General features: G+C 48.0%; 11 protein-coding genes. 6 read left to right on the top strand and 5 right to left on the bottom strand.

Annotated features, from left to right (window positions below; translation table 11 throughout):
* Positions 1-67: 67 nt before the first annotated feature.
* From D082_RS14725 to ahcY, 4 genes are all read left to right on the top strand, one after another.
* On the top strand, positions 68-850 hold the full coding sequence (locus tag D082_RS14725) for a peptidylprolyl isomerase (protein WP_028948362.1): 783 nt from the start codon (positions 68-70) through the stop codon (positions 848-850).
* 153 nt (positions 851-1,003) lie between these two features.
* On the top strand, positions 1,004-1,231 hold the full coding sequence (locus tag D082_RS14720; protein WP_028948363.1) for a ferredoxin-thioredoxin reductase variable chain: 228 nt from the start codon (positions 1,004-1,006) through the stop codon (positions 1,229-1,231).
* A 121-nt stretch (positions 1,232-1,352) separates the two neighbouring features.
* Positions 1,353-2,399, top strand: coding sequence for a hypothetical protein (locus D082_RS14715; protein WP_028948364.1), 1,047 nt, complete (start codon positions 1,353-1,355; stop codon positions 2,397-2,399).
* A 138-nt stretch (positions 2,400-2,537) separates the two neighbouring features.
* Positions 2,538-3,815: an adenosylhomocysteinase gene (gene ahcY / locus D082_RS14710; protein ID WP_028948365.1), complete on the top strand. Its 1,278-nt coding sequence runs from the start codon at positions 2,538-2,540 to the stop codon at positions 3,813-3,815.
* Positions 3,816-4,194: 379 nt separating this feature from the next.
* Here the strand turns inward: ahcY and D082_RS14705 are convergent, their stop codons facing one another.
* Complete coding sequence (locus D082_RS14705) at positions 4,195-6,477, bottom strand: bifunctional (p)ppGpp synthetase/guanosine-3',5'-bis(diphosphate) 3'-pyrophosphohydrolase (protein ID WP_028948366.1); 2,283 nt, start codon at positions 6,475-6,477, stop codon at positions 4,195-4,197.
* Between the two features lie 365 nt (positions 6,478-6,842).
* On the opposite strand from D082_RS14705, the gene D082_RS14700 reads away from it, so the two are divergent.
* Entirely contained in the window at positions 6,843-7,223 is a 381-nt protein-coding gene (locus tag D082_RS14700) for a hypothetical protein (RefSeq protein WP_028948367.1), read from the top strand.
* Positions 7,224-7,368: 145 nt separating this feature from the next.
* Here the strand turns inward: D082_RS14700 and D082_RS14695 are convergent, their stop codons facing one another.
* Positions 7,369-7,566, bottom strand: a complete 198-nt coding sequence (locus tag D082_RS14695; protein ID WP_028948368.1) for a hypothetical protein — start codon at positions 7,564-7,566, stop codon at positions 7,369-7,371.
* 239 nt (positions 7,567-7,805) lie between these two features.
* Positions 7,806-8,999, bottom strand: a complete 1,194-nt coding sequence (locus D082_RS14690) for an ATP-binding protein (protein WP_028948369.1) — start codon at positions 8,997-8,999, stop codon at positions 7,806-7,808.
* 207 nt (positions 9,000-9,206) lie between these two features.
* Between D082_RS14690 and D082_RS14685 the strand changes: the two genes are divergently transcribed.
* The gene (locus D082_RS14685) at positions 9,207-9,686 is read left to right on the top strand and encodes a TspO/MBR family protein (protein ID WP_081857674.1); all 480 of its coding nucleotides are present in this window, start codon (positions 9,207-9,209) and stop codon (positions 9,684-9,686) included.
* A gap of 48 nt (positions 9,687-9,734) precedes the next feature.
* Here the strand turns inward: D082_RS14685 and D082_RS14680 are convergent, their stop codons facing one another.
* Both D082_RS14680 and D082_RS14675 read right to left on the bottom strand, forming a co-directional pair.
* Positions 9,735-10,547, bottom strand: coding sequence for a carbohydrate ABC transporter permease (locus tag D082_RS14680; protein WP_028948371.1), 813 nt, complete (start codon positions 10,545-10,547; stop codon positions 9,735-9,737).
* Between the two features lie 140 nt (positions 10,548-10,687).
* Positions 10,688-11,851 (bottom strand): GuaB3 family IMP dehydrogenase-related protein, encoded by a 1,164-nt coding sequence (locus tag D082_RS14675; protein WP_028948372.1) that lies wholly within the window; start codon positions 11,849-11,851, stop codon positions 10,688-10,690.
* Between the last annotated feature and the right edge of the window lie 70 nt (positions 11,852-11,921).

Genomic DNA, 11,921 nt, shown 5'->3' with positions numbered 1-11,921 from the left:
TTTAGGTCAGCTTGGGCTAGGGTTATGGAGCAATCAAGCTATATTGTGCGTTAGGAGTTGGCTAACTATGTCGGTGGTATTGACGGTCGGCGATCGCCAAGTGAAGGAAGACGAATTGTATTCCCTCATGGTGGAATATCAACTATTGCCCCATTTAGCTCGGGAAATTTTGCTCGACCAGGCGATCGACCATATCCAGCTAACCCCGGAAGAGCAACAGCAGAATTTAGCACTCTTTTACCAGCAAACCCAAATCACCAACGAAGAACAAAGGCAGGCTTGGTTAAAGCAATCTGGCATGACCCTGGCACAGTTGGAAACGTCCATCCTCCGCACTGCCCGTCTAGAAAAATTTAAACACCAAACCTGGAACGATCAACTGGAAGGTCATTTCCTCAATAGCAAAGATAAATTAGACCAGGTTATCTATTCTCTGATCCGCAGTCGGGACTCTGGCATTATTCAGGAGCTATATTTCCGTATCCAGGAAGGGGAGGGAGATTTTAGTGCCCTAGCGCGACAATATTCCGAAGGGCCAGAAGCCCAAAATGGCGGTTTAATCGGCCCAGTGGAACTGAATGTACCCCATCCTCAAATAGTGCAACTGCTGAAAAGTACTCCCGCTGGGCAACTCTGTCTACCCATCGCCGTTGGGGAGTGGTGGATTCTGCTCCGACTGGAAAAATATATTTCTAGCCAATTGGATGACAATATTCGGCAACGTTTGCGGAACGATCTTTTCCAAACTTGGTTGAATCAACAAATCCAAACCAAGATTAAATTTACGACCCCATCCCCTACCCCGGAAACAATCCAACCGGAAGTTGGCCTGGTCAAAACCCAAGACTAATCCACTCTGTTCCCCATTCCCTCCCTGGGTGATGCTTGCTTAGCGGGGGCTAACCTATGCAAAAATGGAAACTCTATCATCACAGTGCTGTTTTCTGGCTCCTGTGCCCTTAGACCCTGTTAATTATCAAAGCCAACCCTAGAGAAAGTCCCTATGAATGTCGGCGATCGTGTTCGAGTCACCTCCTCCGTTGTGGTTTACCACCATCCAGAATATAAAAAAACAGCTTTTGATTTGCAGGGAATGGAAGGGGAAGTGGCCGCCGTATTGACCGAATGGCAGGGGAGACCCATCAGCGCTAATTTGCCGGTTTTGGTTAAGTTTGAACAGCGTTTTAAGGCCCATTTTCGTCCGGATGAGGTCACCGTTATTGAGCCTTAATCGTGCTTTAGTACCTACAATAATTGTTTAACCACTTTGCTCAATCAAGCTTAATAGAGTGTTGATTTAGCTACATTCGACCTTTTTTAGTTACATTGGGGGTTCCCCCGGAGCTTCACCCATGGCCAAACCAAACAAAGACGTAAATTCATCGCTGGAATCAGAGAAGGAAAAGCCCTGGTGGAATCGTCCTGTGTTGGGCAAAGGTGGGTTAATTGAAGACATTATTAACAGTAAAAAAGAGGTGCCAGAGGAGGCTTTAATTGAGCGAAAAAAACACATCAATGACCTCTACATTTTTGCTAAAACCGCAGAGGCGATCGACAGTCCTCAGTTTTTAGACGGGGAGTTTATTACCTATATCAAAATCCAATATATGCTGGACAACGATCTAGGGGAATATGCCAATCTGAAACAGAGTTACCGATACTTGGAATTAGCCATTGATGTCAAAGATTTACTTCTGTTTATTAACCAAACCGAACTGAGATATCGGGGCTATAAACAGCAAGAATTCTATGATCAAGTACCTGAAATTCTCAAGGAATCGGAGGATGCTGAAACCTTTAAGCAAAGACTAGAATATACCGTCATCGAAGCCATTGCCCAAACAAAAACACCGGAGGGGAAAGAGGCACTCAACCATTACGTTGACAATCTCAAGCAAATCTCCGACAACCTCCTAGGGCTCAATTTATTGAGGAGATTTCACTCTTTTGGGCAGTCAGATTATTCCGTTTTAGTTAGCATCTCTGACTTGATTCGCAACATTGAAATTCGGAATATCCATGATCTCCCTATCCTGATTCATTTGGTCAATAAAAACATTACTATTTTTGATAAAATCAGCCAAATTATTCAGATACCACCGGAAAAAAACAACAGTCGTTCCTTCGCCTTAATAGTGCAATTTATTGCTCTGAACCATCAACATCGCAATACGGCGCTAAAGTTTGAAGAGTTAATTAAAGTATTGCGGCAGTGGTTAAAATACTACAGCTTGATTGCTAGTATTCAACAAGCCTATCCTGAAACGGACTACAAACAACCGCCGGAGTTTACAGAATTGATCCCAGGAGAAAAAATCTATCGTAAATATTTAAATGCCCTAACGGATAAGAGCCAGCAAATCTACTACTATGACCTAGGGCAAAACTCTCCTCTATGAATTGCCCTGTTTAGTTTTCCCGTCGATCAATAGATGAGTTCCATTTCCTAGGTCAGAGCCTTTGCTGTGTGGTCAGCTAAGGGCAAATAAATGTTAAGTTATATCACATTCACGCAAAATCCCTAGGAATTGATCCGTATGGTAGCAACGCCCGTTAAACAAAAATACGATATTAAAGATATTAGTCTTGCTCCCCAAGGTCGTCAGCGCATCGAATGGGCGGCCCGGGAAATGCCCGTGTTAAAACAAATCCGGGAACGCTTTGCCCAAGAAAAACCCTTCGCCGGTATCCGCTTGGTGGCTTGCTGTCACGTTACTACCGAAACCGCTAACTTGGCGATCGCCCTACATGCCGGGGGAGCTGATTCTTTATTAATTGCCAGTAATCCCCTGTCCACCCAAGACGACGTGGCCGCTTGCTTGGTAGCCGATTACGGTATTCCCGTTTATGCCATTAAAGGGGAAGATAACGAAACCTATCACCGTCATGTGCAAATTGCCCTAGACCACCGTCCCAACATCATCATCGACGACGGTAGCGACGTAGTAGCCACCTTAGTACAGGAACGGCAACATCAACTGAGCGACATCATTGGCACCACCGAAGAAACCACCACTGGCATTGTGCGCCTGCGGGCCATGTTCAAAGATGGGGTACTGACCTTCCCTGCCATGAACGTTAACGATGCGGACACCAAGCATTTCTATGACAACCGTTACGGCACCGGTCAATCCACCCTGGACGGTATCATCCGGGCTACTAATATTCTCCTAGCTGGTAAAACCATTGTGGTGGCGGGCTATGGCTGGTGTGGCAAAGGGGTTGCCATGCGGGCCAAAGGTATGGGAGCCGATGTAATTGTGACCGAAATTAGCCCTGTTCCGGCGATCGAAGCCGCCATGGATGGTTTCCGAGTGATGCCCATGGCCGAAGCCGCTAAACAGGGGGATATTTTCATCACCGTCACCGGCAACAAACACGTTATCCGTCCTGAGCATTTTGCTGTCATGAAAGACGGGGCGATTGTTTCCAACTCCGGTCACTTTGACATTGAAATTGACCTCAAATCCCTCAAGGAACAGGCCACCGAAGTTAAGGAAGTCCGCAACTTTACTGAGCAGTATATTCTGCCTAGTGGCAAGTCGATCATCGTCATTGGTGAAGGCCGTTTGGTCAACTTGGCCGCCGCCGAAGGCCACCCTAGTGCGGTAATGGATATGAGCTTTGCTAACCAAGCCCTGGCCTGTGAGCATTTGGTTAAAAATAAAGGCCAACTGGAACCTGGTATGCACTCCATCCCTGTGGAAGTGGATCAAGAAATTGCTCGCTTGAAACTCCAAGCCATGGGTATTGAAATTGATAGTCTCACCCCAGAACAGTTGGAATATATCAACTCCTGGGCTTCTGGCACCTAGGTCATTCGGAAAGCCAATTTTGCTCGAAACTTTTTCGATCTCCTAAGTTTTAGGAGATTTTTTTGTTTGGAGAGTACTGTCAACGTCCCAGTCCCCCAAATTTGGGGGAAATCAGATAAAAGTCCCCTAGTATAGTTAATTTAATTGAAAGTAAGACACTGACCAGGGCTAAAAGCGTCTTTGGGAAAGACTTTAGTCATCTCAATCTTACTTTGATTGACTATATTACCAGAGCTTTAGTGGGTCGATTTAGGGGGCAAACTAAAACTTTGCCAAAAAGCTTTAATTAGGATTCTTGAGGATGCCCCAGTCAATAAATTGAAAGGAAATACTAAATATCGTATCAATTCTCTAGGCAATTTTTTCCACAAACCCGAACCTAACCGGAAATAACCCGACGGAGATCCATAACATCGCTCATGTTCTTAATTTTGGCCATGATACCCAGCAGTTGTTGATAATCCCGAATATCAATTTTGAGGCTAATAATGGCAGGCCGTCCCAGATGGGTTTTCACTTCGGCGTTGCGGACGTTAATGTGGTTATCGCTGAGGCGAGAAAGAATATCCTTCAGCACCCCCACCCGGTCAATGGCTTCAATGACAATGTCCACTGGATAGGTTTGGTGATTATTATTGTTGGGATTCCACCGCACTGGAATTAGGCGATCGCCGTCCATTTGTTCGAGATTATGGCAACCTTGGCGATGGATGGAAATACCTCTGGCCCCCCTGGTCACTACCCCCATAATCGGCTCCCCTGGCAAAGGATGACAACAACCAGCAATGTGATAGAGCAAACCTTCAATGCCGGCGATCGGGGAATTATCTTTGCCGGTGGCGGGGGGAGTAGTGGGATGGACTTGGGGGGAACTGGCTAGGGTGACTTCCTGGCTAGGTTGACTATTTTTGACGTTATTGACATTGTTTTCCCGCAGACGGTTAACCACCGCATTGGAAGTGATTTCCCCATAGCCCAGACCCGCCAGTAAATCCTCCACAGTTTGATAATTACAACGTTCCGCTGTCTTCTGCATCGGTTCCGATTTGAGCAGAGCTTCCAAACCCGTTTTGCCCAATTCCTTTTCTAGCAACTCCCGACCCCGGAGAATATTTTCATCCCGCCGGGAACGCTTAAACCACTGGCGAATGCGGTGGCGGGCACTGGGGGTAACAACAAAATTAAGCCAATCTAAACTGGGGTGGGAATTCTTTTGGGTGACAATTTCCACAATGTCGCCATTTTTCAGCCTAGTATCAACCCCTAACCATTGACCGTTAACCCGAGCACCTTTCATGTGATGGCCCACTTCGGTGTGGATACGATAGGCAAAATCCACCGGCGTTGCCCCCCGGGCCAGGGAAATCACTTCACCCTTGGGGGTGAACACGTAAACGTCATCGTCGAAAAGATTCTGTTTAAGATTCTCCACATATTCTTGGGCATCTTTGAGGTCACTTTGCCAGTCCAACAGTTGCCGCAACCAAGTAAATTTCTCGTCGGTGGAACTAAGGGTAGTATTTTCAGAACCGCCACTTTCCTTATATTTCCAGTGGGCTGCAATCCCGTACTCCGCCACATGGTGCATTTCTTCAGTGCGAATCTGAATTTCCAGAGGACGGCTAGTGAGGCCTAGAACGGTGGTGTGGAGAGATTGATAGCGGTTGGGTTTCGGCAAGCCAATGTAGTCTTTAAAGCGCCCCGGAATGGGTTTAAATACATCATGAACTACGGATAAGGCTCGATAGCATTCCCCTTTGCTTTCTACAATGATCCGTAGGGCAGCAATGTCGTAAATTTCCTCAAAGGCCTTATTCTGACTGGTCATTTTGTAGTAAATGCCATAGAGGTGTTTGGGACGGCCCTGGAGTTCAAAATGGTCAATGCCCTCATCCCGTAGGCGAAAACGCAACATATCTTTAACAGTTTCCAGACGGGATTCCCGATCGCCGCGTTTTTCCACCACTAGGGATTGAATTTTGCGGTAGGAATCTGGTTCTAAATATTTAAAAGAAAGATCTTCCAATTCCCATTTGAAACGCCAAATGCCCAAACGATTCGCCAAAGGAGCAAAAATATCCTTAGTTTCCCTGGCAATGCGCCGTTGCTTCTCCGGACTTAGCGCATCTAATGTCCGCATATTGTGGAGGCGATCGGCCAATTTGACCACAATTACCCGGATATCCTTGGCCATGGCCAAAAACATGCGGCGAAAATTTTCCGCTTGATGCTCCGTTGTACTAGAAAAATTAAACTTGGAAAGTTTGGTTACCCCTTCCACCAAACTAGCTGTTTCCTCGCCAAACAGAGCTTCAATTTGTTCAATGCTAATGTCCGTATCTTCCACCACATCGTGCAAAAAACCCGCCGCAATCATCGCCTCGTCTCCTCCCAAATCCCGCAGTAGCCCAGCGACGGCCACCGGATGGGCAATGTAGGGTTCCCCAGACTTTCGCCGCTGTTGGGCATGGAGATCGTAGGCAAAACAAAAAGCTCGACAGATTAAACAATGGGGCACCGTCGCTTCGTCCTGGCCCTGTTCTAGTTCCGTTTGCCACTGTTGTAAACAATCCGCTAGCCACTGGGGTAGTTCAATATCGTGGATATCCTGGGGACAGGTGGTATGGATGGTAGGGGTGGGCAGAGCGGCGACGGCATTCATAGTTTTGGGGAGATAGTTGAGGTAGCTTGCACTAACTTAAGTTTAAAACAGAAAAAACGACCAAAAAAGCCGATAATTGCCAGTTAACGGGAAAAAATATAACAGTAACTATTGCTTTATTAAAATCCCGTATTTATCTTGTAACAGACATTCCCTAATCGGGGCAGGTTTTGGGGAATTAATGTTAATGGTTGTTAATGATTTTTTGCTCCTTCTACCATGAAGATCGAAAACAAATTTTCTCCCCAAGGATGTACCCCAGGCAGTTTGACCATTTGGTCATGGTAAATCTAAATTAATATCAGTGGGTCTTAACATTATTTTAACCTTAGATCTGTCCTTCCCCTGAAAAACTTCTCGGATTAATGTCATCTACACTACTACTTGATTTACCCGATCGCCTTAGGGAATTTCAGCAGTTGCTGGAGCGATGTCGGTTAACTTTGGTTGAGACTGTCATTGATGGGGAAACGGTGGCAGGACAGATTGACCACCTGGAAAATCATATCCATGATTATTTTCTTGCTCTGCCAGCGGAGCTTCTGCCAGTCCAGAGAAGACAAAAATGGCTGTCCATACAAACGGAATTACGAAGAACCCTCAGGCTTCTGGCAACGGAATTGATCTTTTGGCGATCGGCTCGGTCTCCGGAGCGGCGACAACACTATCAAAATCGCCTATTGGCCCATTATCAACAACTGCAAGCATTCAGTAATGCCATGCAAGAGGGCAATTTTTTAAAATAGTTTATTTCAACTATTTAAACTCAACTAAATCAAACCAGTTTGTTAACTTCTTTTTTTATCCCAGGGAGCAATTCAACCCAACGGTTATTTTGCTCAGACTAGTCAATTTTTAGACCACTTGGGGCAGAACAGATCGAATTTATACCTACTTCAAGGAGGACTGGGCGTAGCTTACTAAGCCAGCACCAAGGTAGGAAGTGTAGTTATCAATGGTGTTTTGGGTGGCAATGCGGTCGGGGTTGTTGAACAGTTCACCGATGCCTATACTCAAGGTCAAAACGGTTACAGCGGCGATGGTGTAGTTGCGGATGGCGGTGGAGGTGTAGTTGGTGGAGGCAAACATGGCGACGTATTCCTTTGCTGTCGATACTTACAGCATAGGGAAAGCCTAAGGGCATGTCAGTCCCCAAAAACCTGTAAAATCAAGGCTTTTAGCGTTTCCACTTCCGGTTTAGACATGGAAAAAAATAGAATTTTCTCCACTTCGCTCTACGATCTATCCATCACTCTTGGGAGCTGACTGGATTCACCCACCTTGGCGGAGGAATGGAGTTAGTCCCCTTTCGTTCTCCGTTGCCCAAATTAGGAACCAAAACGATCGCCGTTATCGGGGGGCTCCAAAATCGGTAAACGCACCGTAAAACAGGAGCCTTGGCCTTCTGTGCTTTCCACCGTCACTTCGCCGCCATGGATATGGGTACAGCGTTGCACGATCGCCAGACCTAAACCAGTGCCCGTCACCCCTTCCACGTTATCAGCCCGAAAAAAGGGATTAAATAATTCCGCCATCGCCCCTGGGGGAATACCAATGCCCTGGTCGGTGACCCGAAAAACCATGGTTTTATCTTTTGCAATCACCTCAAAAATAATCGGGGTAGCATCGGGGGAATATTTAATGGCATTACTGAGTAAATTGCAAATAATATGGCGCAGTAAGTGGGCATCCCACATCCCCTGCTGGAGGTTGCCCTGGGAGTGGAAATGAATGGGTCGGGGATGGCGCTGAGCGTTATTGACCAAACGCATTAAATCCTGACAGAAGTAGAGCAAATCCAACGGCTCAAATTGGCAATTTAGTTGCCCATTTTCCGTTTTTCCCAGCAGTAAAACCTCCGACAACAACTCATCTAAATCTTTGATGGCGGTGCGGATCATATTGAAATAATTATGTTGTTGCCCCTTACTCAGGCGATCGCCACTTTCTTCCAATAAGCCCGCCGATAAAAGAATGGTATTGAGGGGATTGCGAAAATCATGGGAAAGCATGGAAACAAACTCCGATTTGAGTTTATTGGCCGCTTTGGCTTCGGATAATTCCCGTTCCTGACGTTTGATGTTGGCATTGAGAGTCTGATTTTCCACCGCCAGTTCCCGGGCAAGGCAATGGCGTTGAATGGCATAATGGAGCGAACGCAGGAGAATATCCAAGCTAACGTCCCGTTTGACTAAATAATCCTGGGCTCCTTGACGCACCGCTTCTAGGGCTAATTCTTCGTCCTGGTAGTGGGTAAGTACAATGATAGGCAGTTCATGGTGGTGCTTTTGCAGTTTGGGCAGGGAGCTTAAACCCTGGCTGTCCGGTAGGGTTAAATCCAACAGGATGATGTCAAACTTTTCCCCTTGATCCAAAACCGTCAGAGCATCCTCCAACCGTTGTACGTGTTGAAATGCAAAGTTTTCCTTCGGGGCCCCCTTGAGTATTTCCTGCAACAGGCGGGCTTCCCCTAGGTTGTCTTCAATGAGGAGAATGCGTAGACAGCGGCTAATGGCAGACATGGGAAGAGTTTGGGACGGAGTAACCATTTGCTTGGGGTTCCATGGGACAACCTCCTCCGTATTCTACCCCCATCTTTCTGGGAGCGAAAAGAATCCATTGGTTCCTCCAATCAGCTCGGAGGTCTTTCCCCGCCACGTATTTGAGGCTCCTCAAACGAGCAACGGTGAGTATGAGTAGTTGATAGAATTTGCAAAAGTTACCCGACACTGCTTATGGTTCCAGCTTGGCTCTGGATTGGACTGATCACTTTCGCCCTGGCCTTTGTTTGCAATCGCCTTTCCCCCAGGGATTTGCGCTGGTTTAATCGTCTGCGTCGTCCCCCCTGGCTGACCTTTGAGTGGGCCATCCCCTTCATCTGGATCGGGATTTTCATTGCCGGAGCAGTTTCCGCCACCGTAACTTGGCAGGCCACGGAAAATCCTGGCCACCGCTGGGGACTGATGGCTGGCTATCTTTTGCTGGAACTAACTGTCATGGCCTATACCCCTGTAATGTGCAAACTCCGTAGTCTAAGGGTGGGCACCATCATCGGTGCCACGGGCTTTTTTGTCGGCCTGGCCCTGGCGATCGCCGTCGCCCAAGTTTCCCCCACGGCCTTTGCCCTTTTAGTACCCTTTTTACTCTGGAGCCCCATTGGTACATATGTTACCTGGGCGATGATTGCCCTCAACCCAGGGGAAATTTAGGGGATTTGCTGGAAGACTTCAACCCGAAAATTTCAAAAATCCAACCGCCTAACCTTTAACGCCACTACTAGCTTCCGAGGGGATTATGTACCGTTGCACAAACAGGAACAGCACAATGATCGGAGCAATGGCAATTACCGATGCCGCCGCGATTAAGCGCCAGTCAAAGTCCAGGGCGCTAGATAGTTGGGCAACTCCTAGGGGCAATGTGTAATATTCTGGCTGGTCCAGCACAATTAGGGGCCAGAGAAAATCACTCCAAGCACCAATGAAAACAAAAATGGCCAGGGTGACCAGGGCGGGGCGAATGGCAGGGATCATGATATGCCACCAAATGCCCAGTTCCCGACAACCGTCTATGCGGGCCGCTTCTTCCAACTCCTTGGGTACCCCTTGAAACGCTTGGCGGAGCAAAAAAATACCAAAGGCGGAGGCCAAGCTGGGGAAAATAATGCCCAGGTAACTATTCCTTAGCCCAAAATTCACCGCCAAAATATAGAGGGGAATCATGATTAACTGAAACGGAATCATCAATGTGGCCACGATCGCCGCTAGGGTCACGTCCCTACCAATAAAATTCAAACGGGCTAGGGGATAGGCCGCCAGGGCACAAAAGAACAGATTGAGGATTACAGTGATGCTGGAAACTACGACACTGTTGAATAGGTAGCGAGCAAAGGGATAGTCTTGCCAAACCTTAATAAAATTGCCTAAATTAGGTTGCCGGGGCAACAATTGACCTAAACCACCAAATACATCCTCCGTGGGGGCTTTGAGGGCGGTGGCCACCAACCAAAGCAGAGGAAACAACATGGCGATCGCCAATAGGGCCAAAACTAGGTAGGTTTTCCAGCGTTGCACGGCGGTGATGGGATGGGGAATAGAGGTTAGTGGGACTTGGGCAGAGGCAAACAAAACCTGGCCTAGGTTAACAGATGGCGCAGAAAAAATCCCCCTAGAATAATTCCAGGGGGAAATGGGTTTGGACCGGCAAGGATTAACTACTTACCCATGCCCAACTGTTGGGCTTTTTGGTAGACCTTGCCCTCCGTGAGCAGAGATGGGGCAATGACCACATCCACCTGTTGCATTTCCTTCATATCTTTAGCTCCCAGGGTGCCCATGCTGGTTTTCAATGCCCCCAGCAGGTTATGGGTGCCGTCATCGAGTTTAGCCGGCCCCACTAAAATTTCCCGAATGGTGCCGGTGGTGCCCACATTAATGCGAGTGCCTCGGGGTAACACGGGACTGGGGGTAGCCATGCCCCAATGGAAACCACGGCCGGGGGCTTCAGCGGCCCTAGCAATGGGGGAACCGATCATCACTGCGTCAGCACCGCAGGCAATACATTTACAGATGTCTCCACCGGTAATGATGCCTCCGTCGGCAATGACCGGCACATAACGACCCGTTTCCTGGAAATAGTCATCCCTGGCCCCCGCACAATCGGCGATCGCCGTCGGTTGAGGTACCCCAACCCCCAGTACTCCCCGGGAAGTACAAGCCGCACCAGGGCCAATGCCCACCAGCACCGCCGCTGCACCAGCCCGCATCAATTCCAAACTTACTTCGTAGGTAACACAGTTGCCCAACACCACTGGCATGGGCATTTCCCGGCAAAGTTTGACCAGGTCTAAACTTTCCACCGACTCGGGGGATAAATGGGCCGTGGAAACCACCGTGGCTTGGATGAACAATAAATCTGCCCCAGCTTCTGCCACTGTACTAGCATATTTGGCCGCCCCCACCGGAGTTAAACTTACTGCGGCGATGCCCCCAGCGGACTGAATTTCCCGAATACGTTTGGTGATTAACTCGGGCTTGATCGGTTCTGCGTAGAGCTCCTGCATCAACCCAACAAATTCTGTTTTCCCTACGGAGGCGATGCGGTCCAAAATTGGATTGGGATCTTCGTAGCGGGTTTGGATCCCCTCCAAATTAACTACCCCCAAAGCACCCAATTCGGAGAGCAATACCGCCATGCGGCTATCCACCACCCCATCCATGGCGCTGGCAATAATGGGGATTTCCCGCTCAATGGGCCCCACCTTCCAGCGGGTGTCCGCCAGAGCTGGATCTAAAGTACGCACTCCGGGAACCAGTGCAATCTCGTCGATACCGTAGGCTCGACGGGCTGTTTTTCCCCGTCCAATCGTAATGTTCACGCTTACTTACTATTCCCAAACTGTTTAAATTAGCGTACCAAATAATCTGACTATTTTGTCGTTCCCAGGG

It is taken from the genome of Synechocystis sp. PCC 6714 (genome assembly GCF_000478825.2).
Classification (GTDB): domain Bacteria; phylum Cyanobacteriota; class Cyanobacteriia; order Cyanobacteriales; family Microcystaceae; genus Synechocystis.
Note: the sequence above shows the minus strand (reverse complement) of the source record. Positions and strands in the feature narration are given on the sequence as shown.

Excerpts from the sequence above, each read along its gene's own strand:
- D082_RS14700 (WP_028948367.1), top strand. The coding sequence starts at position 6,843 with ATGTCATCTACACTACTACTTGATTTACCCGATCGCCTTAGGGAATTT.
- D082_RS14725 (WP_028948362.1), top strand. The coding sequence starts at position 68 with ATGTCGGTGGTATTGACGGTCGGCGATCGCCAAGTGAAGGAAGACGAA.
- D082_RS14705 (WP_028948366.1), bottom strand. The coding sequence starts at position 6,477 with ATGAATGCCGTCGCCGCTCTGCCCACCCCTACCATCCATACCACCTGT.
- D082_RS14690 (WP_028948369.1), bottom strand. The coding sequence starts at position 8,999 with ATGTCTGCCATTAGCCGCTGTCTACGCATTCTCCTCATTGAAGACAAC.
- D082_RS14715 (WP_028948364.1), top strand. The coding sequence starts at position 1,353 with ATGGCCAAACCAAACAAAGACGTAAATTCATCGCTGGAATCAGAGAAG.
- ahcY (WP_028948365.1), top strand. The coding sequence starts at position 2,538 with ATGGTAGCAACGCCCGTTAAACAAAAATACGATATTAAAGATATTAGT.
- D082_RS14695 (WP_028948368.1), bottom strand. The coding sequence starts at position 7,566 with ATGTTTGCCTCCACCAACTACACCTCCACCGCCATCCGCAACTACACC.
- D082_RS14720 (WP_028948363.1), top strand. The coding sequence starts at position 1,004 with ATGAATGTCGGCGATCGTGTTCGAGTCACCTCCTCCGTTGTGGTTTAC.